Source organism: Paucibacter sp. KBW04 (genome assembly GCF_003852425.1).
Lineage (GTDB): Bacteria > Pseudomonadota > Gammaproteobacteria > Burkholderiales > Burkholderiaceae_C > Paucibacter_A.
This window is the reverse complement of sequence record NZ_QAJN01000001.1, coordinates 110,091-135,895: the sequence shown is the minus strand read 5'-3', so window position 1 is coordinate 135,895 and position 25,805 is coordinate 110,091. Positions and strand designations below refer to the sequence as shown.

27 protein-coding genes and 1 tRNA gene are annotated in these 25,805 nt (G+C 64.3%); 19 read left to right on the top strand and 9 right to left on the bottom strand.

From position 1 onward, the window contains the following. Positions 1 to 42 precede the first annotated feature (42 nt). Positions 43 to 744: a UPF0149 family protein gene (locus tag DBR47_RS00570; RefSeq protein WP_124446061.1), complete on the top strand. Its 702-nt coding sequence runs from the start codon at positions 43 to 45 to the stop codon at positions 742 to 744. Between the two features lie 164 nt (positions 745 to 908). On the opposite strand, the gene DBR47_RS00565 is transcribed toward DBR47_RS00570, so the two are convergent. Further along, the gene (locus DBR47_RS00565; RefSeq protein ID WP_124446060.1) at positions 909 to 1,415 is read right to left on the bottom strand and encodes an SET domain-containing protein; all 507 of its coding nucleotides are present in this window, start codon (positions 1,413 to 1,415) and stop codon (positions 909 to 911) included. 383 nt (positions 1,416 to 1,798) lie between these two features. On the opposite strand from DBR47_RS00565, the gene DBR47_RS00560 reads away from it, so the two are divergent. Further along, complete coding sequence (locus tag DBR47_RS00560) at positions 1,799 to 2,326, top strand: GNAT family N-acetyltransferase (RefSeq protein WP_197046789.1); 528 nt, start codon at positions 1,799 to 1,801, stop codon at positions 2,324 to 2,326. A gap of 65 nt (positions 2,327 to 2,391) precedes the next feature. Here the strand turns inward: DBR47_RS00560 and DBR47_RS00555 are convergent, their stop codons facing one another. The 4 genes from DBR47_RS00555 to DBR47_RS00540 form a co-directional block, all read right to left on the bottom strand. After that, entirely contained in the window at positions 2,392 to 2,679 is a 288-nt protein-coding gene (locus DBR47_RS00555) for a hypothetical protein (RefSeq protein ID WP_231512059.1), read from the bottom strand. Positions 2,680 to 2,869: 190 nt separating this feature from the next. Continuing rightward, complete coding sequence (locus DBR47_RS00550; protein ID WP_124446057.1) at positions 2,870 to 3,865, bottom strand: cytochrome d ubiquinol oxidase subunit II; 996 nt, start codon at positions 3,863 to 3,865, stop codon at positions 2,870 to 2,872. Beyond that, entirely contained in the window at positions 3,862 to 5,229 is a 1,368-nt protein-coding gene (locus DBR47_RS00545; RefSeq protein WP_124446056.1) for a cytochrome ubiquinol oxidase subunit I, read from the bottom strand. Before DBR47_RS00545 ends, DBR47_RS00550 begins: the two co-directional genes overlap by 4 nt. 3 nt (positions 5,230 to 5,232) lie before the next feature. Further along, positions 5,233 to 5,796: a GbsR/MarR family transcriptional regulator gene (locus DBR47_RS00540; RefSeq protein ID WP_197046787.1), complete on the bottom strand. Its 564-nt coding sequence runs from the start codon at positions 5,794 to 5,796 to the stop codon at positions 5,233 to 5,235. A 272-nt stretch (positions 5,797 to 6,068) separates the two neighbouring features. Here DBR47_RS00540 and DBR47_RS00535 point away from each other — a divergent pair, with 272 nt between their 5' ends. From DBR47_RS00535 to DBR47_RS00500, 8 genes are all read left to right on the top strand, one after another. Then, positions 6,069 to 6,539, top strand: coding sequence for a carboxymuconolactone decarboxylase family protein (locus tag DBR47_RS00535; RefSeq protein WP_124446055.1), 471 nt, complete (start codon positions 6,069 to 6,071; stop codon positions 6,537 to 6,539). A gap of 13 nt (positions 6,540 to 6,552) precedes the next feature. Continuing rightward, entirely contained in the window at positions 6,553 to 7,149 is a 597-nt protein-coding gene (locus DBR47_RS00530) for a GNAT family N-acetyltransferase (RefSeq protein WP_197046786.1), read from the top strand. A 183-nt stretch (positions 7,150 to 7,332) separates the two neighbouring features. Next, a complete protein-coding gene (locus DBR47_RS00525; RefSeq protein WP_124446053.1) occupies positions 7,333 to 7,914 on the top strand; it encodes a DUF2975 domain-containing protein in 582 nt (193 codons plus the stop codon). Next, a complete protein-coding gene (locus DBR47_RS00520) occupies positions 7,914 to 8,153 on the top strand; it encodes a helix-turn-helix transcriptional regulator (protein WP_124446052.1) in 240 nt (79 codons plus the stop codon). Before DBR47_RS00525 ends, DBR47_RS00520 begins: the two co-directional genes overlap by 1 nt. Further along, positions 8,137 to 8,742, top strand: a complete 606-nt coding sequence (locus DBR47_RS00515) for a hypothetical protein (RefSeq protein ID WP_124446051.1) — start codon at positions 8,137 to 8,139, stop codon at positions 8,740 to 8,742. Before DBR47_RS00520 ends, DBR47_RS00515 begins: the two co-directional genes overlap by 17 nt. 142 nt (positions 8,743 to 8,884) lie before the next feature. Next, positions 8,885 to 9,673, top strand: coding sequence for a hypothetical protein (locus tag DBR47_RS00510; protein ID WP_124446050.1), 789 nt, complete (start codon positions 8,885 to 8,887; stop codon positions 9,671 to 9,673). Between the two features lie 21 nt (positions 9,674 to 9,694). Further along, entirely contained in the window at positions 9,695 to 10,387 is a 693-nt protein-coding gene (locus DBR47_RS00505) for a hypothetical protein (protein WP_124446049.1), read from the top strand. Positions 10,388 to 10,419: 32 nt separating this feature from the next. Next, positions 10,420 to 11,049, top strand: coding sequence for a hypothetical protein (locus tag DBR47_RS00500; RefSeq protein ID WP_124446048.1), 630 nt, complete (start codon positions 10,420 to 10,422; stop codon positions 11,047 to 11,049). Between the two features lie 29 nt (positions 11,050 to 11,078). Here DBR47_RS00500 and DBR47_RS00495 read toward each other — a convergent pair whose 3' ends face one another. Further along, positions 11,079 to 11,561, bottom strand: a complete 483-nt coding sequence (locus DBR47_RS00495) for a GNAT family N-acetyltransferase (RefSeq protein ID WP_124446047.1) — start codon at positions 11,559 to 11,561, stop codon at positions 11,079 to 11,081. A gap of 74 nt (positions 11,562 to 11,635) precedes the next feature. On the opposite strand from DBR47_RS00495, the gene DBR47_RS00490 reads away from it, so the two are divergent. Next, positions 11,636 to 12,589, top strand: coding sequence for an alpha/beta hydrolase (locus tag DBR47_RS00490; protein WP_124446046.1), 954 nt, complete (start codon positions 11,636 to 11,638; stop codon positions 12,587 to 12,589). On the opposite strand, the gene DBR47_RS00485 is transcribed toward DBR47_RS00490, so the two are convergent. Further along, positions 12,586 to 12,885, bottom strand: coding sequence for a DUF4212 domain-containing protein (locus tag DBR47_RS00485; protein WP_370454848.1), 300 nt, complete (start codon positions 12,883 to 12,885; stop codon positions 12,586 to 12,588). The genes DBR47_RS00490 and DBR47_RS00485 overlap by 4 nt on opposite strands. Before the next feature lie 201 nt (positions 12,886 to 13,086). Here DBR47_RS00485 and prfB point away from each other — a divergent pair. The 8 genes from prfB to DBR47_RS00445 all read left to right on the top strand — a co-directional run bounded on the left by prfB (position 13,087) and on the right by DBR47_RS00445 (position 22,816). After that, positions 13,087 to 14,191 (top strand): peptide chain release factor 2 gene (prfB, locus tag DBR47_RS00480; RefSeq protein ID WP_124446045.1). Its coding sequence is split into 2 segments (ribosomal slippage): positions 13,087 to 13,167 and positions 13,169 to 14,191, totalling 1,104 coding nucleotides; the frame shifts between segments, so codons are not numbered across the junction. A gap of 88 nt (positions 14,192 to 14,279) precedes the next feature. Beyond that, positions 14,280 to 16,967 (top strand): aminopeptidase N, encoded by a 2,688-nt coding sequence (gene pepN / locus DBR47_RS00475; protein ID WP_124446044.1) that lies wholly within the window; start codon positions 14,280 to 14,282, stop codon positions 16,965 to 16,967. A gap of 31 nt (positions 16,968 to 16,998) precedes the next feature. Continuing rightward, entirely contained in the window at positions 16,999 to 18,003 is a 1,005-nt protein-coding gene (locus DBR47_RS00470) for a class 1 fructose-bisphosphatase (protein WP_124446043.1), read from the top strand. Between the two features lie 169 nt (positions 18,004 to 18,172). Continuing rightward, positions 18,173 to 18,248, top strand: a tRNA-Thr gene (locus DBR47_RS00465). 88 nt (positions 18,249 to 18,336) lie between these two features. Next, a complete protein-coding gene (locus DBR47_RS00460; protein WP_124446042.1) occupies positions 18,337 to 18,738 on the top strand; it encodes a VanZ family protein in 402 nt (133 codons plus the stop codon). A gap of 493 nt (positions 18,739 to 19,231) precedes the next feature. Beyond that, positions 19,232 to 20,587 carry an ABC transporter substrate-binding protein gene (locus DBR47_RS00455; RefSeq protein WP_124446041.1) on the top strand — a complete coding sequence of 452 codons (1,356 nt, stop codon included), beginning with the start codon at positions 19,232 to 19,234 and terminating at the stop codon, positions 20,585 to 20,587. Beyond that, positions 20,584 to 21,300 carry a response regulator gene (locus DBR47_RS00450; RefSeq protein WP_124446040.1) on the top strand — a complete coding sequence of 239 codons (717 nt, stop codon included), beginning with the start codon at positions 20,584 to 20,586 and terminating at the stop codon, positions 21,298 to 21,300. Before DBR47_RS00455 ends, DBR47_RS00450 begins: the two co-directional genes overlap by 4 nt. After that, a complete protein-coding gene (locus DBR47_RS00445; protein ID WP_124446039.1) occupies positions 21,290 to 22,816 on the top strand; it encodes an ATP-binding protein in 1,527 nt (508 codons plus the stop codon). The genes DBR47_RS00450 and DBR47_RS00445 overlap by 11 nt, the downstream gene beginning before the upstream one ends. On the opposite strand, the gene DBR47_RS00440 is transcribed toward DBR47_RS00445, so the two are convergent. Both DBR47_RS00440 and DBR47_RS00435 read right to left on the bottom strand, forming a co-directional pair. Next, entirely contained in the window at positions 22,813 to 24,345 is a 1,533-nt protein-coding gene (locus tag DBR47_RS00440; protein ID WP_197046785.1) for a tryptophan halogenase family protein, read from the bottom strand. The genes DBR47_RS00445 and DBR47_RS00440 overlap by 4 nt on opposite strands. A gap of 7 nt (positions 24,346 to 24,352) precedes the next feature. After that, entirely contained in the window at positions 24,353 to 25,711 is a 1,359-nt protein-coding gene (locus DBR47_RS00435) for a sugar MFS transporter (protein WP_197046784.1), read from the bottom strand. Positions 25,712 to 25,805 lie beyond the last annotated feature (94 nt).

Sequence of the window (25,805 nt, the reverse complement as noted above, 5' to 3'; positions counted from 1 at the left end):
AAAGACCGAGAGCCCTTGTTGCTTTTTCAAGGACGTAAAAACATGACCCAAAGCAATATCGATCACGCCAATGCCGAGCGCTTGGCCGCCCTGCTCCAAATGCTGGCCGCCGCCACACCCGAAGACGCGGATGCCGTGCCGATTGACACCCTGGACGGCTATATGACCGCCCTGATCTGCGGCCCCGTGGTCCTCAGCCCCATCGCCGCCATGGACGCCTTGTTTGGCGACAACTGGGCGGCGGTGCTGGACGAGCAAGAAGCCACCGAAGAGTTCATGGACGTGCTGATGACACGCTGGAACGAGATCGCCGACAGCCTGGACCCTGAAGCCCTGTCGGCCGACCCCGAAGCCATGCTGCTGGAGCCGCTGATCACCGAGTTCGACGAAGCCACCAAGGCCGACCTGCTGGCCCAAGGCGTGCTGACGGCCGACCAACTCAGCGATCTGCCGGCGCCCGGTGTGATGTGGGTGGAAGGCTTTATGCAAGCCGTGGAAGACAACGAGCAAGTTTGGTATGTGCACGACAGCGAAAGCGAAGCCGGGCAGATGCTGGACGCCATGCTGATGTCCGTCGCCGCCGTGGCCATGCCTGCCGGTGAACAACGCGAAGCCTATATTGCCGAGCAGTACGAGCCCGAGGACGAGATCGACCAGGACGTGCTGATCGACGACGCCTTGTTCTCAGCCCAGGATCTGCGCCTGTTCTGGTTGCAGCCGCAAGAGGGTCAGGTCTTGTCCTGAATCATGCCTGTAGGCCCCACAGGCCGAACCGGCTGAGTGGGGCCTTGCACGCAGCGAAGTAAAGGGGGAGGCGGCGGCCGCAGGCCGGAGCCGGAGGACATGAGCGGAGTGCAAGACCCCGCTCGGCCCGAACCCGCCAATTCAATGATTCGTTTGAGCCTTGCTTAGAGCCGCCCCACGCAATTCGCCGCCCCGCAGCGGCAGCTCAGCCGGCCTTCGTGGTGGCTCTCGCCATAGTCGCAGCTGAGCTCTTCGCCCGGCTCGATATCGCGCAAGGCGTAAAACTCCACCCGGCCCTGATTGATGCGCAGCTTGGCATTGGCCGCGCAGCTGTGGTTGATGTGGCGCAGCGCGTCCTTGGACTCGGTAGCGTCCACCGCACGAGTTTCAGAAACCTCGACGATATGAATCCGCTCGCGGCCTTTGGCGCGCTTGCGGGCTTCACGCACCGAGATGGCCTCGCCGCGCAGCTCACCAATCTTGCGCTTGGCCGGAATGGCCTCGGCTGCGAACACCCCCAAACCATCGATGGGACTAGGGCCCACGCGCAGGGCAAATCGCTCGGCAGGCAAGACCTGACCCTTGACGCGAGCACTGGGCTGGCCAGGTTCAGCGTTGACAGCATTGCCAGCCGGGGCGGGCGCGAGAGGGATCGAGGTCAGGCGAGGCATGGCCGCATTGTCGCAGTGTGCAAATAATTCACCGTGCCTCGGCGTTGACGTCTGCAAGGCTTCACCCGCATACTGGCTCGACCATGTCGCGCCGCATCCCTGATCAGCTCCTCGCTCAATCGCCTGCTCTCAATCTGAGCCGCAACCCTCTGCACACCCTGCAGATGGTGAGCCCTAGCTGCCTGCTGCTACTGCAGTCCATGCATCGCAGCCAAGCCAAGCCCGGGATGCCACGCAAGCGGCCGATGACATCCCTCTCACCCTGATCCCAGAGCCAGCCGGAGCCCCCAAGCTCAGGCGCTCGCAGAGAAAAAAGCCCGCTAGCCAGCGGGCTTTTTTCATTTCCACCGCCTCATCAGCCCCACTCACAAGGAGAGTCTTTGATGGAAATCTCGATACGCCGTGCCCAAGTGAACGATGCACCTGGCTTCGTCAGCATGATGAGCCACCCAGAAGTCTTTGGCGGCCTGCTGCAACTGCCCTACCCCAGCGAGGAGCAGTGGCGGCAACGCCTGCAAGAAGGCGCGCAGCCGGGCAATGGGCGGGTGGATCTGTCTCTGGTGGCGCTGCGTGGCGATGAATTGGTGGGCAGCGCCGGCCTGCATGCCGCAAGCCCTGTGCTGCGGCGGCGGCATGCGGCGACCATGGGCATCTCGGTGGCCGCCCATGCCCAGGGTCAAGGCGTGGGCGGCGCCTTGATGCAGGCCTTGCTGGACTATGCGGACAACTGGGCGCAAATTCTGCGGATGGAGTTGACCGTGTATGCGGACAACGAAAAAGCTGTTCGCCTCTATCAGCGCCACGGCTTTGTGATCGAGGGCCGCATGCCGGCCTTCGCATTACGAGACGGAGAGTATGTGGAGGCCTTGGCCATGGGCCGCCTGCACCCCGCGCCGCCCAAAATCCGTTGACCGCAGCTCGCAATGAAAAAAGCCAGGGCTGTAAATGCCCTGGCTTTGGCGGTGTTTAGCGGCGCTTAGATGGGGCGAAACTGGCTGCGTCGGGCCTCACCCAAGCGCCCATCGTCATCGTCGCCCCGCTGGCTCAGCACCTCGCCCTTGCTGATGGAGGGCGGTACCGGCTTGGCCACTGGCGGCGCGCTCAGTCGCTTGCCGGTGATCACCAGACGCGCCAGCTTGACCACCTCACTGGCTTGTGCGGCCTGCACCGGCATCAACAAGCCCATGCCCAGCACCAGGCTCAGGCTCAAACCCAAGCGCTTCACCCGGCTTTTTTCTTTGTGTTGTGTGGCAATCGAATTCAAGTTTTGACCGCAGAACATACGCCTCCCTCTTTTCCAGCCCCCAAGCATTCCAGCCTTGGGCTGGATCCATGCTCGCAGTATCCAGACAAGCCCCCCCGGACTCCACCGCAAAGCGACGAACTGCGTTTCTGGCCGATGAGTTGCGCCGGGCGGGTCAGTTTGCCGCCGCCGCTGCCGCCAATCCCCCGCCTCAGGCGTACTTCAGCTCCCCCGATTTGCCCCAAAACACCCGATAGGCAAACACGGTATAGCCCAGAATCGCCGGCACCGTCAGCGCCGCCCCCCACAGAATGAAGCGCAGGGAGTCGATGGCCGCCGCAGCTTGCCAGACCGTCATGCGATCCATGATGACAAAGGGAAACAGACTGTAGGCCAGGCCCAGAAAGCCCAGCAGCATCACCACCACCATCAGTGCGAAAGGCGCCCAACAGAGCTTGCCCAACACCCGGTGCGAGTTGAGCAGCCCGCGCAAGGCCAGCAAGGACAGGGCCGTCATCAAGGGAATCGGCAGCAAGGCGATGAACTCCGGCAGGCTGAACCAGCGCGCCGCCACCGACGGGCTGACCATGGGCGTGATCAGAGACACCAGCAGCAAACCCAGCACCACCGCCGGCCAGGCCAGCTTGGCGCGGCGCACCGCCAGGGCCTGCAAGTCCCCTTCCATCTTCATGATCAGCCAGGCCGCGCCCAGCAAGGCATAGGCGGCCGACAGCGCCAGCGCGATCACAGCAGCAAAAACGGTGTACGCCCAGCCCTCGGCAAAGCCGCTGATGTAGCGCGCCAACATCCAGCCCTGGGCCGCCGCAGCCAGGGCCGAACCGCTCATGAACGCCGCGTTCCACAAAGGCTTCCACTGCGCTTGCGCTTTGACGCGGAAGTCGAACGCCACTCCGCGCAGCATCAGGCCCAAAAGCATCAAGGCCACCGGCAGGTAGAGCGCTTGCAGAATCAGGCCATGGGCCTTGGGAAAGGCCACCAGCAAAAGCCCCACGCCCAACACCAGCCAGGTTTCATTGGCATCCCAAAAAGGGCCGATCGAGGCGACCATGCGGTCCTGCTGGGCCTCGCTGGCACCCAGCATCAAGAGGCCCACGCCCAGGTCGTAGCCGTCCAGCACCACATAGATCAACAGGGCCAGGCCCATCAGGCCCAGGAAAACCAGGGGCATCCATTCGGCGGCGCTCATGCTTGCGGGCTCCGGTGAGAGGTCAAAGAGGTGGCCTGAGAAGCGGCGTCCGCCACTTGCGGCAAGCCCTTCTCGGCCATGTATTTGATGACCGAGATATAGGCCACGATGAGGCCCAGATACAGAGTCACATAACCCATCAAGGTGGCGGCAATCATGGGCGCGGGCGTGCTGGAGGCCACGTCCGCGGTGCGCAGCAGGCCGTAGACGATGAAGGGCTGGCGGCCGATCTCGGTCACATACCAGCCGGCCACCGTGGCCAGCCAGCCGGAAAACGTCATGCCCGTCAGCCCCCACAAAAGCCAGCGCGGCAAGGCCTCGATGCGCCAGGCGCAGCGGCGGTACAGCCACAGGCCCAACCAGCTGAAGGCCAACATCAAAACCCCAAGACCCACCATGATGCGAAAGCCAAAGAACAGCGGCGCCACCGGCGGGTGAGCCCCCTGGAATTCATTCAGACCACGGATCTCACCCTCGGGGTCATGGGTGAGGATCAGGCTGGCCGCCTTGGGGATGCCCAGAGCAAAGTCGTTGCTGCGCGTCTGTTCATTGGGCCAGGCGAACAGCAGCAGGGGCGCGCCCTTCTCGGTCTGCCACACGCCCTCCATCGCCGCCACCTTGGCCGGCTGGTGAGCCAGGGTGTTGAGGCCATGAAGATCACCCACAAAAATCTGCACGGGGATCAACACCGCGCCCAACGTCAGGCCCACGCGCATCACCTTGGCCGTGCTGGCCTGGGTCTTGCCCTTGAGCATCTGCCAGGCACTGACCCCGGCCAGGAAAAAGGCCACTGTCAGGCCCGAGGCCAGCAGCTTGTGGCTGAGGCGGTAAGGCAGGGAGGGATTGAAGATGATGGCCCACCAGTCCTTGGCAAAGAACTCGCCGTTGATGATCTCGTGGCCCTGCGGGGTCTGCATCCAGGAGTTGAGGCTGAGGATCCAGAAGGCGCTCAGCGTCGTGCCAAAGGCCACCAGAAAGGTCGCCCAAGCGTGCACCCGCTCGCTCACCCGGCCATGGCCGAAGAGCATCACGCCCAGAAAACTGGCTTCCAGGAAAAACGCCGTTAACACCTCGTAGCCCAGCAAGGGGCCGGCGATATTGCCGGCTTTTTCCATGAAGCCTGGCCAGTTGGTGCCAAACTGGAAACTCATGGTGATGCCGCTGACCACGCCCAGGGCAAAGCTCAGGGCGAAGACCTTGGTCCAGAAGCGGTAGGCCTGCAACCAGGCCTGATCCTGGGTCTTGAGCCAGCGCCAGCGGAAGAACAGCAGCATCCAGCCCAGGGCGATATTGATGGTGGGGAAGAGGATGTGGAAGGTGATATTGGCCGCAAACTGCATCCGGGCCAGCACGATGGCGTCCATGGCTTACTTCTCCAGCCGACTGGGCGCGGGCTTGACCTTGCCGGTGAACTCCAGCAGCTTTTGCACCTTGGCGCCCATCTTCATCAGCTGGGCCAGGGTTTGCGAGTCCAGGCGCTGCACATCGTCGAACCAGCGCGTCATCAGCTCGATCAGGTCGTGCATGCTGCGCATGCGCTCCTGCGCCACCCGGTCCTCCTCGGTCTGCGGAGCTTCCAGCAAGGCATTGCGCAGCATGGACAAGGTGGGTTCGATCTCGCGGCGGCGGCGCTCCTCGGCCAGGGTGCGGAAGATCTCCCAGGCATCACCGGGCGCCTCGAAGTACTCGCGCCGATCGCCCGGCAGATGGCGCAGCTTGACCAAGCGCCAGGCCTGCAACTCCTTCAGGCCCATGGATACATTGGAGCGGCTGAACTCCAGCGCCTCGGCCATCTCGTCGGCGTTCAGCGCCTGCGGGGACACATAGATCAGGGCATAGATCTGCCCCACCGTTCGGTTGATGCCCCAGCGGCTGCCCATCTCACCAAAATGGGCGACAAAGCTGCGCACCAGGGGGCTCATGGTCTGCATGGTCTAGCACTCTCTTTTCTTGTGGCACTTGAACTGGCGCAAAGCAGTGCCGCCCGCGCCCTTGATATGCCACAAAGTTTATCGAGTTTTCAGTAATTACTGAAAACTCAGGATATACAAAACCCAGCTACACACAAGGCGATTGCGCGCCAGCCGCCCCAAGGCACTCGGAGCCAAGCCAGCCCCAGCACTCAGCAACCGCCACAAAAGAAGCGCCCAGAGCCGTCAATAATGCGGCCATCTTTCTTAGCCAACACAGGGGTGAACACACCATGACCGCCGTTCGCATCGACTACGCAGAATTCGCCAAACTCGCTCCCGGCGTCACCGAAGGCCTGAGCGCCATCGGCAAGGCGGTGGCCGGATCAAACCTCGGCAAGGACTTGATCGAGCTGATCAAGCTGCGCGCCTCGCAGCTCAATGGCTGCGCTTTTTGCCTGCAGTTCCACCTCAATCTGGCCCGCAGCCTGCACGTGCCCGCCGAGAAGCTGGACCTGCTGGCCACCTGGGCCGAGGCGCCGGTCTACAGCCCGCGCGAACGCATCGCCCTGGCCTTCGCCGAGCGCCTGACGCTGGCCGCCCAAGGCGATGTGGACGACGCCTTGTTCGCCCAGGCCCTGGCCGAATTCGGCCCGGCCGACCTGAGCTATCTGAGCGCCTCGGTCGCCCATATCAATGCCTGGAACCGCATCGGCAAGGTCCTGCGCTTCGCCCCGCCGATCAAGGCTCAGGGTCAAGCCTAAGCCCCCGTCTGCCATGCCTCAAACCAAACCCGGCCACGCCCTCACCGTGCTGCAAGGCCCGCGCCTGCTGCTGCGCGCTCCGGCCCTGAGCATGCAGGCCCAGGTGCTGGACTACCACCAACGCAATCTCGCCTTCTTCGCCCCCTGGGACCCCACTTACCCGCCCGGCTTTTTCGAGCCCGAGGCCGTGGCCCAACGCCTGGCCCAGGGCCTGGAAGCCTTTGTCGAGGGCACGGCCTACCGCTTCTGGCTGAGCCTGGCCAGCGCACCCGAGCGCATGATCGGCAGCATCCACTTCTCGCAAGTGGCACGCGGCCCGTTTCAGAACGCCTTGCTGGGCTATAGCCTGGACGAGCAGGCGCAGGGCCAAGGCCTGATGAACGAGGGCCTGAGCCTGGCCATCGCCGAAATGTTCGGCCCCCGTGTGCGCCTGCATCGCATCCAGGCCTCGGTGCAGCCGGCGAACCGGCCCAGCCTGGCCGTGCTGCGCCGCCTGGGCTTTGCTTCCCAAGGCCTGAGCCCCCGCTATCTCTTCATCAACGGCGCCTGGCGGGACCACGAGGTCTTTGCCCTGCTAAACCCGCATTGGCCGGACGATCAGCCGCCCTGAAATCGGCACAGCCACGAGGAACCCGTGGTCTTAGCTGCGGCTCAGCAGCAAGCCCAGCGCCAGCAGCAGCGCCAGAAAAGCCAGGAGCAGGCCAGCATATTGTTGAAGCCATTTCATGCTTTTTACTTTACATTGATTTTTTATTGTTTTACAGTAATTTCTTATCAATACAAAGTAAGTCACATGGACATGCCCAGAAGCCAGAATCGCACGCCAGCGGCGCCCTCTGCCCCCTCCTCGGTGGCCATGAAGCGACTGGCCTGGAGCATCAAGCTGTTTTGCCTGGCTGGCGCCCTGTTCACCCTGGTGGCACCCGCCATGTTCTGGAGTCACCCGAACTGGGTGGAGAGCTCCATGCGCCAGATGTTGGTGGGTGACGCCGTCATCTTGCAAACCGACGGCCAATCGCTGTTCTACGGCTGGCTGAGCAGCTGGCTGGTGAACGGCCTGCGCCTCTTCGCCCTGTGGCAGGTCTGGGTTTTGTTCAGCTGCTATCAGCGCGGTGAGGTGTTTGGCGTGGAACCCGTGCGCCGCTTGCGCCGCTTCGCCTTTGCCCTGGCCGCCCACACCCTGGCCGCACCGCTGAGCGACACCCTGGCCGTGCTGGCTCTCACCCTGGGCAACCCGCCGGGCAACCGGGTGCTGACCCTGCACTTCGCGTTTGAGCACGGCTTCAGCCTTTTCTTTGGCCTGCTCTTCCTGGCCATCGCCCGGGTCATGTTTGAGGCCAGCCGCGTCGCCCAAGAAAACGCGGAATTCGTCTGATGCCAATTCTTGTCACCCTCGACGTGATGCTGGCTCGCCGCAAGATGCGCTCACGTGAATTGGCCGAGTTGGTGGGCATCACCGAGGCCAATCTGTCCCTGCTCAAATCTGGCAAGGTGCGCGGCGTGCGCTTCGACACCTTGGCCGCCATCTGCCGCGCCCTGGATTGCCAGCCCGGTGATTTACTCAGTTATGTGGATGGGCCGGATGAGGCCGCTGGCGATGGCGAAGCCACTTGATCTGCGCCGTGCCGGCCTGCTCGCTGTGCTGGCCCTGCTGCATCTGGGCCTGGCTTTCTTGATGCTGCATCAGCTACGCGGCCAAGCAACTGGCGCGGCGCCAGCCCGCAAAAGCATCAGCGTCAGCTTGTTCTTAGACAGTCCCACACCGGTCAAAACAAGCCAGCCCAGCCCCTCTGCCGCAAAGCCGCCAAGCGCAAGGCGGCCACAGGCCCCACAGTCGATTCAGCCCCGCAAGCAAGAGCTGCCCGAACAGCCGAGCCCAGCCCCGGCCGTCTCCAGCTTGGCCACCAGCCTGCCCGCGGCCTCGGCGCCGCAGGAAACAGCAGCGCCCCCGACCGGCTCCATCCTCGACAGCGAAGCCACCCGCCGCGCCCTGCGCATGGCGGCCAAGGCGCCGCTCTTGTCCGAGCGGGCGGCAGGCGCCATGGGCGAAGACTTCGTCAGCGCCGATCAAAAGCTGGCCCAAGAAATGAAGAAAGCCGGCCACGGCGATTGCCTCAAAGGCGAGTTCGCCGGCGGCGGCATGGGCTTGCTCAGCGCGCCTTTTTGGCTGCTGGCCGAGGCACGCGGCAAGTGCAGCAAGTAGTGCAGCAAACAGTGCCGCAGCCCACTCACCCGATCTCAGCAACTCCCTTCCCCTCTTCTCCACCCTTGCTCCACCCCTGCTTCACCCCGGTCCGTCCAACCACCATCTTTCACGCTTGTTCCAAGAGAGTCGCCTTGCCGATATGAAGAAGTCTGTGTACCCCTCCCTCCCGCGCCCTGCACTGCTGGGCCTCGCCCTGCTCTTGAGCGCCAGTGCCTTCGCGCAGACGCCGCCCGCCCCTGCGGCGTCGGCCCCCACGCAGTTGGAAACCGTCCAAGTACAAATGGTGAAGGACCCCGCCGCACTGCCCTACGAGCAGATGAACAAGGTGCTCAGCAAACTACAAAAATTCGGTGAAGGCTTGGTCCGCCTGGACTTCAAGCTCAAGCACAAGGACCCGAACTACAGCGGGCCCGCCCCCAAGCTGGCCCTGATCAGCGAAGAGAACTACCTGCCCATACGCATGGACAGCGAGGGCAAGTTTGCCCTGCCCATCCTGCCCCCGGAGGAAGCCAAGAATGCCGACCTGGCCACCAATATGCCCAAAGGCAGTTTGAGCATCAGCGGTCAGTTGGAGATCAACGTCAAACCCGAGGACCTGGACATGGGGATGGTGCGCCGCATGATGAAGATAGGCCACAGCCTGCGCACCGAGATGCTGCCCTTTTACCTGCGCTGGCTGATGCCGCAGATTGAAGCGATCAAAATCTGCAGCCCCCGCCCCGAGTGGGAGCTGAACTGGCGTGAGAACGGCCAACTGATGGGCCTGCCCCTGCAGATGGATGCCAAGGCTCGACAACCCGCCCCCAAGGACGACAAGGTTCTGGCGGACTATCGCTGCACCCTGCTCAGCGGCCAGGAGCGCTGGCCCGACTCCGCCAAGCTGATCGCGCCCGAAGGCAGCAAGCTGAGCGTGCAGCTGAGCCGCTAAGCCATTCATTCCTCAGGCCCCATGAACCAACAGGCCGGTCCGCCGTCGTTTAATCTGCGCCGTGCCGGCCTGCTCGGCCTGCTGGCCCTGCTGCACCTGGGCCTGCTTGGCTTGATGATTCATCAGCTGCGTGCCAAACCCAGCAGGCCCTTGACGCCCCCTGGCCGGCCGAGCTTGCTGATCCCTTTGTGGCTGAACCCTGGCAAGGCATCACCCCCTGAGGCCAAGCGTCGCGAACGCCAGGCCAGCAGCGCGCCGGCCAGCCAGACGACGCGATCCGAAGCACGGCCGCTCAAACCAGGCTCGCCAGACGAACGGCTCGGGGCCATCAGCTTGCCCGCGCCAGGCCCTGCCGCAGCGGCAGCCTCGGCCATGCCTGCGCAAGCCAGCGCATCGGCCCCAGCCCCGCTCAATTTGCAGCTGCCGGGTACGGCGGCCGAGCGCGCACTAGCGGCCCAGAACGCCAATCACCCCGCCTGGGCCGCCACCCAAGACCCGCGCAGCAATAGCCAGCGCCAAGACATGGGTGAACGCATGGCCCAGGCCTTGGGCAGCGACCCCAGCCGGGTCGAGACCATCACGGGCGACGGCAAGCGCAGGGTCCGCCAAGGCTCGACTTGCGTGGACATGGCGGAGGCGCGCATTGCCAGGCTGGACCCCTTCAATCAAGGCATCATGCCCACCCCGGCGCTGAACAAGCTTTGCGACAAATAGCGACTCCGCCCTGGCCCCCTGAGCAGCCAGTCTTGAAACCCCGCCTTGCTCAAAGCAGATCCTGGCCCGCTTTGGGCCTGGTCTTGCTGCTGCACCTGCTCTTGCTGGCCTGGGCTTTGCTGGCCCAGCACTCACCGGCCGAGGCACGTCGGCCGCTGCCGGCTCAGGCCTGGAGCCATATCGTGCTCAGCCTGCTGAAAGAGAAACCTCAGCCCCCTGTTCGGGCACAAGCCCCCGCGCCTGCAAGACCCACCAGAGCGGCAGCCCAGCCGATTGAGCCCAGCCCTCTGGCGGCGTCCAATGAGGCGCCCACGCCGGCCGCCCCAAGGAGTACTGAAGTGGCTGGGGACTCCGCACGGCCAGGCCTGAATTTGCAAATACCGCTGAACCTAAAGCCTAGGTCGGACGAAGGCAGCGCCGCCGCGGTACGTGACCAAGCCCTGCGCGACCCGCGCGCCAACAGTCCGCGGCTGAGCCTGGACGAAAAGCTGGCGGCCGCCATCGGCGGCGGCTGTTTTCTGGACGAGCGGCTGCCGGATGGCAGCGTGCAAAGGCGGCCGGGACGCTGGCAGACCGTCAAGGCCGCCAGCGCAAGCACCGACCCCTTCAGCGAGTTCAAAGGCATCGCAACGGTCAATATTTGCGTCAAGGAAGTGGGCTAGGAAAAGGCCAAAACAGAGCTAAGCCAGACTCAGCCGCGAAACTTTTCCAGCGCCGCGCCGCTGATACGGCAGATGCGCCAATCGGGCAGCACGGTGGCGCCCATGCGCTCGTAAAAGCCGATGGCGTCTTCATTCCAGTCCAGCACCGACCATTCAAAGCGGCCGTAATCGCGCTCCAGGGCGATCTGGGCCAGGCGGGTCAGCAAGCCCTTGCCCAGGCCCGAACCCCGGTGCGCGGAGCGCACATACAAATCCTCCAGATAGAGGCCGGGCTTGCCCAGAAAGGTGCTGAAGTTGGTGAAGAACAGGGCGAAGCCCACCACCTCGCCGTCGATCTCACCGATCAAGGCCTCGACGACGGGTTTGTCACCGAAGAGATGGCGATGCAGCTTTTCAGCCGTCAGCGAGAGCATATGGCTCAAGCCCTCGAACTCGGCCAGTTCTTCAATCAGTCCAACCAGGGCCGGTACATCACGGGCTTGGGCAGGGCGCAGGGAGTAGTTTGTCTTCATCAAGCCATTCTGCACGCTGAAGCTTGTCGCTTGGCCGACAGCCGCAGCGGCCGCAAGCCCCTATATTGCGCGACATGAACAGCCCCACGCCCATCGAGCCCAGCCCCAACAAGCCCTATCTGGCGCGCCGCAGCCACTGCAGCCAGTTCATCAGCCTGCGGGGTCTGCGCCACCATCTGCTGCGCTGGGGCGAAGACAGCCCTGGCAGCGCCAGCCAGCCCCCACTGGTGCTGCTGCACGGTTGGATGGACGTCGGCGCCTCCTTCCAGTTCGTGGTGGATGCCCTGACAAGCCAACGCCGCATCATCGCCATGGACTGGCGCGGCTTCGGCTTGAGCGATAGCAGCGGGGCCGACAGCTACTGGTTCCCCGACTATCTGGGCGATCTGGACGCCTTGTTGGATCAGATCAGCCCCGACGCGCCGGTAGACCTCTTGGGCCACAGCATGGGCGGCAATGTGGTGATGAATTACGCCGGCCTGCGCCCCCAGCGCATCCGCCGCCTGATCAATCTGGAGGGCTTTGGCCTGCCCGATGCCGCGCCCGATCTGGCACCCGAACGCCTAACCACTTGGCTGGACGAGCTGAAAGAGCCCCCCCAGCTCAAGCCCTACACCAGCCTGCAAGCCGTGGCCCAGCGCCTGATCAAGACCAATCCGCGGCTCACCCACGACAAGGCGGCCTGGCTGGCCCCGCACTGGTCACGCAAGGTGGTGCGGCCAGACGGGGGCCTGGAATGGCAAATCCTCGGCGACCCTGCCCACAAACGGACCAATCCGGTGCTCTACCGGCGTGCCGAGGTGATGGCTTGCTGGTCGCGCATCGCCGCGCCTACGCTCTGGGTCGAGGGCAAGAGCACGGCCGTGCTGCGCTGGTTTGGCGATCGCTACCCGCGCGCCGATTTTGAGGAACGCATCGCCCTCGTGCCCCAGCTGCGCCGCGAGGTGCTGGAAGAAGCCGGCCATATGCTGCACCACGACCAGCCGGAGGCGCTGGCACGCATCCTGGAAGACTTTCTGGCTGACTAGCCGTTCTTGCTATCCGCCCGCGCCTGCTCGTCCAGGCGCCGCATGGCCCAGGCGTAATAAGCCACGATCAGGCAGAACACGGCCAAAGCCCCTTGCGAGGCGACCCAGAAGCCAAAGGGCCAGCCAAAAAAGTCAAACGAGAGCTGGCGTGCGAAATAGATCAGCACAAAGCTGATCAGGAACCAAGCCAGCAACAAGGCCGCGGTCAGGCGCCGGGTGCGGCGCCAATAGGCCGAACGCGCCGTCGCCGCTTGCTGGCTGCGCTGGTTCAGGGCGTCGTAATCGGGCATGTCCATGGCCGCAGTGTGCACCATCCCGGCGCAGCAAGCCCGCGCCAATCAGTGCGGGATTCCACGCAGCCAGCCGCGCCCAGGCCTGCGGCCCGCGCACCGAATGCCGGCCCAGGCCCAGCTCATGTAAAAATGCCGAATTGCCCGCGCGCGCAAGCGAAGCCGCCCCGCGCACCGGAACACGAAGCAAAAAGCAGCAGGATCCTCATGGACATCGAACGCATCAACACCATCGGCACCACCTTGGCCGACCTGACAGCGCGTACTGACGCGCTAAGGGGGTATCTTTGACTACGATCGCAAAGCACTGCGACTGAACGAAGTCAATGCCGCGCTGGAGAACCCCAGCGTCTGGAACGAACCCAAGCGCGCCCAGGAACTGGGTAAAGAAAAGCGCACGCTGGAAAACGTGGTCAGCACCATCGACCACCTCACCAGCAATCTGGCCGACAGCACCGAGCTGTACGAGATGGTCAAGGAAGAGCAGGACTTCGATGGACTCGAAGCCATCGAGGGCGATGCCGCCAAGCTCTTGGAAATCGTTGAACAGCTGGAATTCCGCCGCATGTTCAACAACCCGGCCGACCCCAGCAACTGCTTTATCGACATCCAGGCCGGCGCCGGTGGCACCGAGGCCTGCGACTGGGCCAGCATGCTGCTGCGCCAGTACCTGAAGTATTGCGAGCGCAAGGGCTTCACCGCCACGCTGGAAGACGAGACCGCGGGTGACGTGGCCGGCATCAAGAGCGCCACCATCAAGGTGGAAGGCGAGTACGCCTTCGGCCTGCTGCGCACCGAAACCGGCGTGCACCGCCTGGTGCGCAAGAGCCCTTTCGATTCGTCCGGCGGCCGCCACACCAGCTTTGCCTCGCTGTTTGTCTACCCGGAAATCGATGACTCGATCGAGATCGACATCAACCCGGCCGATGTGCGTACCGACACCTTCCGCGCCTCCGGCGCTGGTGGCCAGCACATCAACAAGACCGATTCGGCCGTGCGTCTAACGCATATTCCGACCGGTATCGTGGTGCAATGCCAGGATGGCCGCAGCCAGCACAGCAACCGCGATGTGGCTTGGAAGCGCCTGCGCTCGCGTCTGTACGACCACGAGATGCGCAAGCGCGCCGAAGAGCAGCAAAAGCTGGAAGACACCAAGACCGATGTGGGCTGGGGTCACCAGATTCGCAGCTATGTGCTGGACCAAAGCCGCATCAAGGATCTGCGCACCAATTACGAGACCTCCGCCACGCAGAAGGTCTTGGATGGTGATCTAGATGCCTTTATCTCGGCCAGCTTGAAACAGGGCGTCTGAGGCCACCAAAGGCCCGGGCGCGACCCACTCAACCACGGCGCCGAAATTTTCGGCGCCGTCATTTTTCAACATCCCAAGGATGCCCGCCATGCGTGAAGGCTCTGTCACTCTGATTCGCCGCGAAGACTACCAAGCGCCCGCGTTTTGGATTCGCACCGTTGATTTGACCTTTGATCTGGACCCGGCCAAGACCCTGGTCACGGCCAAGATGCAGATCGAGCGCAACAGCGCCGTCGCCCATGGCGCCTTGCGCTTGCATGGCGAGGACCTGAACCTGCTGCGCTGCTTGATCAATGGTGAGAGCGTGTCCTTCCGCCAGGAAGGCGCTGAGCTGATCATCGACAACGCGCCCGATGCCGACTTTGCGCTCGAATTGCGCAACACCTGCGCGCCGGAGAAGAACACCACGCTGAGCGGCCTCTACACCTCGGGCGGCAGCTTCTTCACCCAGTGCGAGGCCGAGGGCTTCCGCCGCATCACCTACTTCCTGGACCGCCCGGATGTGATGGCCGTCTACACCGTCACCCTGCGCGCCGACAAGGCCAAGTACCCGGTTCTGCTGAGCAATGGCAATCTGCTGGAGGCTGGCGACTTGGACGCCAACCGTCACTTCGCCAAATGGCATGACCCCTTCCCCAAGCCCAGCTATTTGTTCGCCCTGGTGGCGGGCGATCTGGTAGCGCGCGAGCAGCGCGTGCGCACCCGCGCGGGCAAGGACCATCTCTTGCAGGTCTATGTGCGCCGTGGCGATCTGGAAAAGACCGAACACGCGATGAACTCCCTGATCGCCTCCATGGTCTGGGACGAGGCGCGCTTCAAGCTGCCGCTGGATCTGGAACGATTCATGGTGGTCGGCGTGTCCGACTTCAATATGGGCGCGATGGAGAACAAGGGCCTCAATATCTTCAACACCTCGGCCCTACTGGCTTCGCCGGCCACAGCGACCGACGCGGACTTCAACCGCATCGAGTCCATCGTCGCGCATGAGTATTTCCACAACTGGACCGGCAACCGCGTCACCTGCCGCGACTGGTTCCAGCTCTCGCTCAAAGAAGGCCTGACCGTCTTCCGCGACCAAGAATTCAGCATGGACATGGCCGGCTCGCCCAGCGCCCGCGCCGTCTGCCGCATCGCCGATGTGCGCCAGCTGCGCGCCGCCCAGTTCCCTGAGGACTCGGGCGCCATGGCCCACCCGGTGCGCCCCGACAGTTACTCCGAAATCAACAACTTCTACACCGCCACCGTCTATGACAAGGGCTCGGAAGTGGTGCGTATGTACCAGACCCTGGTCGGCCGCGCCGGCTTCGAGAAGGGCATGAGCTTGTACTTCGAGCGCCATGACGGCCAGGCCGTGACCTGCGACGATTTCGCCCAGGCGATCGCCGACGCCAACCCCGGCTCCGCCCTGAGCGTGCGCCTGGACGCCTTCAAGCGCTGGTACTCGCAGGCCGGCACGCCGCGCTTGCAAGCCCGTGGTGTCTACGACGCTGCGGCTCAGACCTACTCCCTGACGCTAACCCAACACAACCCCGCCACCCCGGGCCAAGAGCACAAGCTGCCCCAGGTGATCCCGGTCGCCCTGGGCCTCTTGAGCCAAGAGGGTCAGGTCTTGCCTTTGCAGCTGCAAGGCTCGGCCGAGGTGTCGAACGAGCAGGTGCTGGTGTTGGAGGAAGCGCAGCAGAGCTTCGCCTTCGTCAATTTGACGAGCGAGCCCGTGCCCTCCCTGCTGCGCGGCTTCTCCGCCCCAGTGGTACTGGACGACGGACTGAGCGACGCGCAATTGCTGGTGCTGCTGCAACACGATGTGGACGCCTTCAACCGCTGGGAAGCCGGCCAACGCCTGGCCCTGAACCGCATCCTGGCCGCAGTGCGCAGCGGTCAAGCCCTGCAACTGGACGCCGCCTATCTGGACGCGGTGCGCGCCGTCTTGCGCCACCCGCTGCTGGATTCTGCCTTCAAGGAAATCGCCCTGACCCTGCCGGGCGAGGCCTATATCGCCGAGCAGCTGGAGGTGGTGGACCCGCAAGCCATCCACGCCGCGGTGGAAGCCGCCCAGGTGCAGCTGGCCGCCGCCCTGCGCGAGGACTGGATCACCGCATTTGAAGCCAATCAGATCCAGGGCGGCTACACGCCCGACCCGGTCTCCTCGGGCAAGCGCGCCCTGGCCAATCTGGCCCTGAGTATGCTGGTGCTGGACGCGCAAAGCACGGGCGACACCGTCTGGCCTGGCCGCGCCTACCAGCGCTTCAAGGACGCCGGCAATATGACCGAGCGCCTGGGCGCCTTGTCGGCCCTGGTCGGTGCCCATGCCGAGCTGGCCGAGCCGGCGCTGGCCCGCTTCCATGAGCTGTTCAAGGACGACGCCTTGGTGATCGACAAATGGTTCGCCCTGCAAGGTCGCACGCCGGAGAAGGACGGCCGCACCTTTGCCCGTGTGCGCCAGCTCCTGCAGCACCCCGACTTCACGCTCAAGAACCCCAACCGTGCGCGCAGCCTGATCTTCTCGCTGTGCATGTTCAACCCGGCCGCCTTCCACCGCGCCGATGCCGCCGGCTATGTGTTCTGGGCCGAACAGGTCTTGGCCCTGGACGCCATCAACCCACAGGTGGCCGGCCGCCTAGCCCGCGTGATGGACCGCTGGAACACCCTGGCCGAGCCCTATCGCAGCGCCGCCCTGCTGGCCATCCGCCGCGTGGCCGCCAAGGCCGAGCTGTCGGGCGATGTGCGCGAGATCATCACGCGAGCCCTGGCCTCGGCACCGGCCGTGGACGCGTAAAAAAATTCGCAACTTTGAAATCCCAAGCATCATGACCCGACGCATCAGCCTGACTCAGTATCTGATCGAACAACAGCGCCAGCACGGCCATATCCCGCAGGAACTGCGCTTGTTGATCGAGGTGGTGGCGCGCGCCTGCAAGCGCATCGCCATCAGCGTCAACAAGGGTGCGCTCGGCGAGGTGCTGGGCACGGCCGGCAGCGAGAACGTGCAAGGCGAGGTCCAGAAGAAACTGGACATCATCGCCAACGAGGTTCTGATCGAAGCCAATGAGTGGGGCGGCCATCTGGCGGCCATGGCCTCGGAGGAAATGGAAGGCATTTACGTCGTGCCCAACCGCTTCCCCCAGGGCGAATACCTCTTGATGTTCGACCCCCTGGACGGCTCCTCCAATATCGACGTCAATGTGTCGATCGGCACCATCTTCTCGGTCTTGAAAAAGCCCGAGGGCTCGGCCGGCGTCAGCGAGGCCGACTTCCTGCAGCCCGGCACCCAACAAGCCGCCGCCGGCTACTGCGTCTACGGCCCGCAAACAACGCTGGTGCTGACCGTGGGCGACGGCGTGGTGATGTTCACCCTGGACCGCGAGCAAGGCTCTTTTGTCTTGACCGAGGACGAGGTCAAGATCCCCGAGGACACCAAGGAGTTCGCCATCAATATGTCGAATATGCGCCACTGGGATGCCCCGATGAAGCGCTATATCGACGAATGCCTGGAAGGCAGCACGGGCGTGCGCGGCAAGGATTTCAATATGCGCTGGATCGCCTCCATGGTGGCCGATGTGCATCGCATCCTGACCCGTGGCGGCGTCTTTATGTACCCCTGGGACAAGCGCGAGCCGAACAAAGCCGGCAAGCTGCGCCTGATGTATGAGGCCAACCCCATGGCCTTCCTGGTCGAGCAGGCCGGTGGCGCCGCCACCAACGCGCGTCAACGCATCATGGAGATGCAACCCACGCAGCTGCATGAGCGCGTGGCCGTGGTGCTGGGCTCCAAGAACGAGGTCGAGCGCGTCACCGCCTATCACCTGGGCTGAGATCAGCCCGCCCCGCTTTCAAGCGACAACGCCGACAGGCCTTGTTCTGGACTCGCGCCAGGGCAAGGCCTGTTGCGCTAGAAGATCGGCGATCTGCACTGAATCCACCAGGCGCCCGTCACCTGATTTTCTTAGCCCAGAAAATTCCTGCTATAGTAGCGGGCTTGATGCCGGTGTAGCTCAGTCGGTAGAGCAGCTCATTCGTAATGAGAAGGTCGGGTGTTCGATTCATCTCTCCGGCACCAAAACAAAAAACGCAAAGCCCAGTCCGCAAGGTCTGGGCTTTGTCGCTTCTGTGTCCCTCTCAGCCTGCGCCAACACATCGTGCCGCCCATGCCGACATGCCTTCTACGCCCTCTGCTGAGCAGCGATGCAGCGCGCCGCGCCTGGCGCTGGATCGGCCTGCTGCTGTTCTTCATCATCAGCTATCTGGCGCTCAGCCCCGCCCCACCCAAGGGCTTGGACACCGGCTGGGACAAGGCCAATCACCTGCTGGCTTTTGCCTCGCTGGCCTTTTGTGGCTTCTGGTCTTTGCGCACGCTCAAGCAAAGACTGCTGGGGCTGCCGCTGAGCCTGCTTGCCTACGGCGGCGCCATCGAGTTGATTCAGTTCTTTGTGCCGGGTCGCTCTTGCGAATGGGCCGATCTGGGGGCCGACAGCTTGGGGATGGCCTTGGGCCTGCTGATCGCCGTTGCATTGAGTCGCCTGCTGCGGCCTCTCAGCAAGGCCGTCTGAGTTCGCAAACGCCTGCTCCGAAGCTGAAAGAGTCGCGAGCGGTCCCGCATTGGTGTTGAGACCGCCCGCGCTGGAACGAGGAGCTTGAGATTCCCAAGCGAAGGCTCGACGCCGTGCCAAGGCCTTGCATGCCCTGCACCCCATCCTGGCCAACGCCCTGACGCGTTTTGCAACGCATCTGTGCGCGCAGATTAGCCCAGTTCCCGCCCGACGCCAGCCCCCTCGCCCGGCGCAGAAGCGCGGCGAAGCTGTGGCGTGCAGGCATCGTGTTACCTTTCTTAACCTTGGCCTCAGGGGCCCGCAGGCCAGTCTCTCCCATGACTTGGCCGCAAGCCTCGCCAGGGTCGAGCGAAACCCCCAATCGCCAGCAGCCACCGCTGACCCCGAGAATCCGCGCAAAGCTTCTTCAGGCGCTCCCGTGACTTACACAACCTCACCAAAGTCCAACAAATCCAAAGGCGGCGGAGGATGGGCACAGGGCAAGATTCAATCCATGTCTGCTCTCGCCGTTCTCACCCTGGGTGTGCTGGGCACCTCCACGGCCCAGGCCGCGCCCACGGGCGCAGGCGGGGCAGCCGCATCGACCGCCTCGGCGAACGCGAGCGGCGAAGGCAATGGCGAACTCAATGTCCTGCACTGGTGGACCTCGGCCAGCGAACGCGCAGCCGCCGACCATGTGGCCGCGCGCATGGCCGAGGTGGGCTTGCGCTGGGTGGACGGCGCGGTGGCGGGCGGCGGTGGCGGTGCGGCCATCAAGGTGCTGAACGAGCGCACCCTGCGCCGCATGGGGCCCAAGGTGGCCCAACTCAATGGGCAGTCGATGAGTGAATGGGCCGGCATGGGCCTGCTGCTTGAACTCGACGGTGTGGCGCAACGCCGCGGCTGGGCGCGCACCATGTTCCCGCAGGTGATCGAGCAAGTCACGGTGCGCGAGCATGTGGTCGCCGCGCCCATGGGCATCCATCGCATCAACAACCTCTACCTCAACAAGGCGCTGTTTCGCCGCCTGAAGATCGAGTTGCCTAGCGACTGGGCCGGGCTGGAGAAGGCCGCCGTAGCCCTGCGCGCGGCCGGTGTGACGCCGGTGGCCTTCAGCGACGAGCCCTGGCAGGTGGCGACGGTGTTCGAGGCCTTGTTGCTGGGCGAGGCCGGGCCCGCGCTCTACCGCCGCATGATGGTGCAGCAGGATGTGCAGGCCTTTGACGACCCCGCGCTGGAGCGCGCCTTCAAACGCCTGCGGGCCTGGCGAAATCTTTCGCTACCGAACAATGCCAGCGGCCAGACGGTGGGCGAGCGACCCTGGACCGAGCTGGTGGCCGACTTCGCCGGCGAGCGTTCGGCCATGCTCATCATGGGCGACTGGGCACGCGGTGAGCTGGGCACCTTGGGCCTGGAGGGCGGGCGCGACTTTGACTGCAAGGCCGTGCCAGGCTCGGCCCAGGCCCATCTCTACAGCATCGACACCCTGGCCATGCTGGCCGGCAATGCCGCCGCCCAGGCCGATCAAGAAAAAATGGCCGAGCTGCTGGGCGGCGCCGCCTTGCAACTGGGCTACAACCGCATCAAGGGCTCGGTGCCGGTGCGGCGCGATGTGCCTGTCGATGAGCTGGACGCCTGCGCCCAGCAGTCCTTCCGCCTCTTCGCCAACCCCGGCACGCCGCGCGTGCCCAGCCTGGTCCACCGTATGGCTTTTGGTGAGGTGGGCAAGAACGCCATCATCGAGACGGTGCACCGCTTCGCCCTCGACCCCAATCAAACGCCCGCCGCGGCACAACGCAAGCTGCAAGGCTTGCTGCGGGCGCTGAGCCCCAACAAAGCCACCCATTCCACGAAAGCCGCCTCATCATGAACCGGACCATCCTCATCGTCGACGATGACCAGAAGATCCGCAGCCTGCTCAAGACTTACCTCGAGAAGAACCAGTACGAGGTGCTGCTGGCCCACGACGGCGCCAGCTTCCTGGCCGAGTTCGAGCGCCACAAAGACATCATCAGTCTGTGCATTCTGGACGTCATGCTGCCCGACACCGAGGGCTTCGCCCTGTGCCAGTCGGTGCGTCGCCGCTCCGACGTGCCCGTCATCATGCTGACCGCCAGCGCCGAGGAAACCGACCGCATCGTGGGCCTGGAGCTGGGCGCCGACGACTACATCGGCAAGCCCTTCAACCCGCGCGAGCTGCTGGCCCGCATCAAGGCCATCCACCGCCGCTCGGGCCAGGAGCGCACGCAAAGCCCGCGCTACTTCCGCTTCAACGGCTTTTGCCTGGACGTTCTGGAGCGCAGCCTGATCGCCCCCGACGGTGAGGCCTCGGCCCTGTCCGGCATGGACTTCCAGCTGCTCAAGCTGCTGGTGGAACACCCCGGCGAGGTGCTGGACCGCAGCCGCTTGGCCGAGGTCACGCGCGGCCGCGATCTGGGCCCGCTGGACCGCTCGCTGGACGTGCAGGTCAGCCGCCTGCGCCAGCGCCTGCAAGACGATGGCAAGCAGCCCGCCCTGATCAAGACCGTGCGGGGTTCGGGCTATGTATTCGCCACCACGGTGAGCGCCAGTCATGCCCTTTGAGGCAGCGCAGGGCAGCGCGACCAAGACCTGGCGCCGCCCCTCCCTGGCCTTCTGGTTTGACAGCCTGCAAGGCCGCTTCACCCTGGCCATGCTGGGTGGCTTGCTGGTGGTGCAGCTGCTGGTCAATCTGCTCTGGTACCGGCAGATCGAGCAACGCACCCGCCACCAGGCCGAGCTGGCGGCCCACCATGTGGCGACCGGCGTACTGGGCGCATTGCGGGCCTTGCGCGAGCTGCCGGTGGCCTACCGGCCGCTGGTGATCGAGCAGCTGCGCACCATGGGCGGCACCCGCTTTCTGGTTTTTCTCAATAACGCGCAAGTGCCCACCCAGGGCCTGGTCGGCCTGCCGCTGGCGCGCTCGGTCGAAGGCATTGTGCAGCGCGAGCTGAGCGCCCAACTGGCCCCCGGCACCAAGCTAAGCGTCAATCTGGCCTCGCCCCAAGGGCTGAAGGTCGGCCCCAGCGGCGCCCTGCTGGCCGAGCTGCCCGACAGCTGGGTGGACCCCTCTTTGCTGAGCAGTGAACGCCCCGCGCCTTTTCTGGTCGTGCAGGCCGAGACCGAACCGGGCCAGTGGATCTACCTCACCAGCGCCATGCCCGACCCCTATTTTCTGGAACAGCTGGAGTTCTTCACCTGGCAACGCCTGGCCCCTCAGCTGATGACCCTGGGCCTGGCCCTGGTGCTGACCGTGATCGCGGCCCGCACCCTCACCCGCCCGCTGCGCGGCCTGAGCCGCGCCGCGGCCTTGGTGGGCCGGCGCACCGCGCCCAAGCCCTTGCTGGTCAGCGGCACCTCGGAGGTGAGGCGGGCCATCCAGGCCTTCAACGAGATGCAGGAGCGCATCCGCCGTTACCTGAGCGACCGAGAACGCCTGTTCGCCTCCATCTCGCATGATTTGCGCACCCCCATCACCCGCCTGCGCCTGCGCAGCGAGCTGCTGGACGACACCGCCGTGCAAGACGAGTTCCACGAGGACCTGGACGAGCTGGACATGATGGTCAAGACCGCCTTGCAAATCGTCAAGGACACCGACATCCACGAGAACCGCGTGCCGGTACGCATCGATCTGGTGCTGCAGAAAATGGTGCGCGACGCCCGCATGGCCGGCCAGCACATCGAGCTCAACGACAAGCCCTTGACCGTCTTCGGCAAGCCCTTGGCGCTCAAGCGGGCCTTGGGCAATCTGCTGGACAACGCCATGTTCTACGGCAATGGGGTGGGGCAAAACAAGGCCGAGCTGAGCATGTGCGAGGGCGAGCCCGGCAGCGAGGAAGAGGGTCAGGTCTTGCTCACCGTACGCGACCACGGGCCCGGCGTGCCCGAGAGCGCCTTGAATCAGCTGGGCCAGCCCTACACCCGGCTGGACCATGGCACCCGGCTGCGCAAAGACGGCCTGGGCCTGGGCCTGTCCATCGTGCGCGATATCGTCGCCGATCACCAGGGCAGTATTCGTTTTCGCAACCACCCGCTGGGCGGCTTCGAGGTCAGGCTGGCATTGCCGAGTCGGGCGGTTTAAGCCTCGGCCAAGGCCACCAGCTGCTGGCGGTGGCTGGGGAATTGCTCACGCACCAAGGCCTCGGTCGCCGCCCGCGCTTGGGCGCCACTCAAGCGAGGTCTATCAAGCGGACGCAGCTCGGCCGGGAAGCGGCCCATGCCGGCCAGCAAGCAATACCAGGAGGGGCGTAGATACATCAGGGCGTCGCCGTGACGGCTCAGCTCGGCCTCGAAATCGCCGCCGCCGTCCCAGACCTCCAGAATGCTGGCCAGACGATTGGAGATATGGTGATGGGCACGATTGGCGCGCCAGTAATCGCTATCGCGTCGGGTATTGAGGTGGTAATGCGCCACCACATAGTCGCGCACGCCTTCGAACATTTTGTTGATGCGCTGATTGAACAAGCCCTGCTGCTGACGCCCAAAACCAGCGCGCTCAAACAGCTCCATAAAGTTGAACAAGCTCAGCTGGATCAGCATCAAGGCCGTGGCCTCCAGGGGCTCGATAAAGCCTTGCGAGAGCCCCAGGGCCAAGCAGTTATTGCGCCAGTGCCGCTCCACCCGGCCGACACGCATCTTCAGGCGTCTCGCTTCGCTGTGTTCGGCGGCCGGGCCCAGCAGGCGGCGCAGCTCCAGCTCGGCTTCTTCATCGCTGACGAAGTCGGAGGCGTAGACATAGCCATTGCCATAGCGGCTGCTCAAGGGGATCTGCCAGGCCCAACCATGGCGCAGCGCGCGCGAGACGGTTTCGGACGGGATATCGGCGGCCGGGTTCAGGGCCGTGGGCAAAGCAATCGCGCGGTCGTTGAAGAGATTGTCTTTGTAGGAAATGAAGGGCTCGCCCAGGGCCTCGTTGATCAAGAGGCCTTTGAAGCCGCTGCAGTCGATGAAGAAGTCGCCCGCCAGTTGCGCACCGCCTTGCAGCTGCAGGCTGGCGATGTCACCGTTCTCGGCCAGCTGCACGCCTAACACCGTATCCACCTTGTGCACGACCCCAAGGCTCAGGGCATGGCGACGCAGGAACTGGCCCAGCAGAGCGGCGTCGAAGTGATAGGCGTAGTCGGTCTGCAGCTGCGGTCGGCCCTGGGGGTCGGGCGGCAAGACCGGTGCCTTGCAAGCGCGGGCCAGCGCGGCGGCGATGAAGAAGTCCTGCGGGTTGGCATCGGCCGCGGCGCCGCGTCGGCGCAGGCAGGCGTTGAGGAAGAACTCAGTTCCGGTGACCCGATCCTGCTCGTTGAAGAAAGGGTGAACATAGCTCTCATAGCCCGGCACCGTAGACCAGTCGGGGAAGCGGATGCCGCTCTTGTAGGTGGCATTGCAGGCAGGCATCCATTCATGCTCGGCAACTCCCAGCAGCTGGAAGAACTGGCGCAGAAAAGGCGTGGAGCCCTCGCCCACGCCGATGATGCCGATCTCGGCCGACTCCAGCACGCTGATCTTGCAGCGCGGCCTCTGCGGCCCGCCCCAGCGCCTGGCCAGCAGATTGGCGGCCATCCAGCCCGCCGTGCCACCGCCGACGATGACGATATGAGCCGGAGGCTGGCCGCTCATGGTCAACTCAGCCCCGCGACCAGCTGCGCAGCTTGTGACCCCAGACCGCATAACCCAGGATCAAGACATAGCAAGGCAGCATGATCCAGTAGGCCTGCTGCGAGCCGTTGGCGTCCGAGAGCCGGCCGTACAGCATGGGCAACAAGGCGCCTCCGGCAATGCCCATGATCAAGAGCGCCGAGCCGGCGGCCGTGTAGCGACCCAGACCTTGCAAGGCCAGGGGCCATAGCGAGGGCCAGACCAGAGCATTGGCCAGGCCCAGCAAGGCCAGGCAAAGCACGGTATTGGGCACGGCCGGCACACCGGCCCAGCCCAGCAGGACTTGCGAGAAACCGGTGTCGGTCGGTGAGCTGGACAGCACCCCCAAGCTGAACAGCAAACCGGCGAGGCCGCAGCCTAGCAAGGCCGTGCCCTGCGAGATATAGCGTGGGATGGCGACCACGCCTATGCAATAGCCCAGGACCATAAAGCCCATGGTGTAGGAGGTCAGGATGCCGAAGTTCTGCACACCCAGCTGGTGGCCGTAGAGGCCGATGGTGTCACCGGCAATCACCTCCACGCCCACGTAGGCGAACAAGGCGATGGCGCCCAAGACCAGCTGCGGGAACTGCAAGACACCCAGGGCGCGAACCGGCTTGTCCTGCTGGGCCTCAGCATCCTTTTCTTCGCTCAGCTCAGGCAAGGGGGAGAAATGGATGATGACCATGAAGACCAGCAAGGCCAGCGCCATCACCGCATAAGGGTAGATCAGGCGCGCCGCCAGCTCGGCCCGCAGCAGCTCGCGGCCGGCTGGGTCCAGCGCGGCCAAGGCGCTGTCAGAGTATTTGTCCATGCCCGAGAGCATCAGGGCCGAGAACACCAGGGGCACGACGATGCCCGCGCCCTTGTTGAACAGCCCCATGATGCTGATGCGCATGGCCGCACTCTCGCGCGAACCAATGCAGACGATGTAGGGGTTGATGGCGGTCTGCATCAGCGTCATGCCGGTGGCCAGGGTGAACAAGGCCAGCAAAAAGTAGCCGTACTGGCTGGACTGCGCGGCCGGGATGAAGATCAACGCGCCCAGGGCCATGATGCCCAGGCCCAGGCTCATGCCTTTTTTGTAGCCGACCCGGCTCAGCACGGCGGCCGAGGGCAAGGCCATCACCGTGTAGGCGATGTAGAAGGCAAAGGTGACCCACAGAGCCTGGAAGTTATTGAGATCGCAAACAATCTTGAGGAATGGAATCAGCGAGCCATTCAACCAGGTCACAAAACCCAGGATGAAAAACAGCAGGCCGATGAACAACATGGCCGTCACCACCTCCCGGGTGGAACTGCTGGGCGCGCTGGACCTGGGGTCGACTTCGTTTTTCTTCGCTTGCATGACGGCGTTCATCTCGCTGGACTCTCGTTTCTCTGGCTTTGCACTGAGCCGTCAAGAGCCGGCTGCCCTAGGCAGGCCGGCCCATGAACAGGCC

Coding starts and splice junctions, on each gene's coding strand:
- DBR47_RS00510 (WP_124446050.1), top strand. CDS start 8,885: ATGAAGAAGTCTGTGTACCCCTCCCTCCCGCGCCCTGCACTGCTGGGC.
- DBR47_RS00435 (WP_197046784.1), bottom strand. CDS start 25,711: ATGCAAGCGAAGAAAAACGAAGTCGACCCCAGGTCCAGCGCGCCCAGC.
- DBR47_RS00515 (WP_124446051.1), top strand. CDS start 8,137: ATGGCGAAGCCACTTGATCTGCGCCGTGCCGGCCTGCTCGCTGTGCTG.
- DBR47_RS00540 (WP_197046787.1), bottom strand. CDS start 5,796: ATGCAGACCATGAGCCCCCTGGTGCGCAGCTTTGTCGCCCATTTTGGT.
- DBR47_RS00560 (WP_197046789.1), top strand. CDS start 1,799: ATGGAAATCTCGATACGCCGTGCCCAAGTGAACGATGCACCTGGCTTC.
- DBR47_RS00445 (WP_124446039.1), top strand. CDS start 21,290: ATGCCCTTTGAGGCAGCGCAGGGCAGCGCGACCAAGACCTGGCGCCGC.
- DBR47_RS00570 (WP_124446061.1), top strand. CDS start 43: ATGACCCAAAGCAATATCGATCACGCCAATGCCGAGCGCTTGGCCGCC.
- DBR47_RS00505 (WP_124446049.1), top strand. CDS start 9,695: ATGAACCAACAGGCCGGTCCGCCGTCGTTTAATCTGCGCCGTGCCGGC.
- DBR47_RS00455 (WP_124446041.1), top strand. CDS start 19,232: ATGTCTGCTCTCGCCGTTCTCACCCTGGGTGTGCTGGGCACCTCCACG.
- DBR47_RS00450 (WP_124446040.1), top strand. CDS start 20,584: ATGAACCGGACCATCCTCATCGTCGACGATGACCAGAAGATCCGCAGC.
- DBR47_RS00550 (WP_124446057.1), bottom strand. CDS start 3,865: ATGAGCGCCGCCGAATGGATGCCCCTGGTTTTCCTGGGCCTGATGGGC.
- DBR47_RS00495 (WP_124446047.1), bottom strand. CDS start 11,561: ATGAAGACAAACTACTCCCTGCGCCCTGCCCAAGCCCGTGATGTACCG.
- DBR47_RS00460 (WP_124446042.1), top strand. CDS start 18,337: ATGCCGACATGCCTTCTACGCCCTCTGCTGAGCAGCGATGCAGCGCGC.
- DBR47_RS00530 (WP_197046786.1), top strand. CDS start 6,553: ATGCCTCAAACCAAACCCGGCCACGCCCTCACCGTGCTGCAAGGCCCG.
- DBR47_RS00545 (WP_124446056.1), bottom strand. CDS start 5,229: ATGGACGCCATCGTGCTGGCCCGGATGCAGTTTGCGGCCAATATCACC.
- DBR47_RS00520 (WP_124446052.1), top strand. CDS start 7,914: ATGCCAATTCTTGTCACCCTCGACGTGATGCTGGCTCGCCGCAAGATG.
- DBR47_RS00470 (WP_124446043.1), top strand. CDS start 16,999: ATGACCCGACGCATCAGCCTGACTCAGTATCTGATCGAACAACAGCGC.
- DBR47_RS00535 (WP_124446055.1), top strand. CDS start 6,069: ATGACCGCCGTTCGCATCGACTACGCAGAATTCGCCAAACTCGCTCCC.
- DBR47_RS00485 (WP_370454848.1), bottom strand. CDS start 12,885: ATGGACATGCCCGATTACGACGCCCTGAACCAGCGCAGCCAGCAAGCG.
- DBR47_RS00525 (WP_124446053.1), top strand. CDS start 7,333: ATGGACATGCCCAGAAGCCAGAATCGCACGCCAGCGGCGCCCTCTGCC.
- pepN (WP_124446044.1), top strand. CDS start 14,280: ATGCGTGAAGGCTCTGTCACTCTGATTCGCCGCGAAGACTACCAAGCG.
- DBR47_RS00565 (WP_124446060.1), bottom strand. CDS start 1,415: ATGCCTCGCCTGACCTCGATCCCTCTCGCGCCCGCCCCGGCTGGCAAT.
- DBR47_RS00440 (WP_197046785.1), bottom strand. CDS start 24,345: ATGAGCGGCCAGCCTCCGGCTCATATCGTCATCGTCGGCGGTGGCACG.
- DBR47_RS00490 (WP_124446046.1), top strand. CDS start 11,636: ATGAACAGCCCCACGCCCATCGAGCCCAGCCCCAACAAGCCCTATCTG.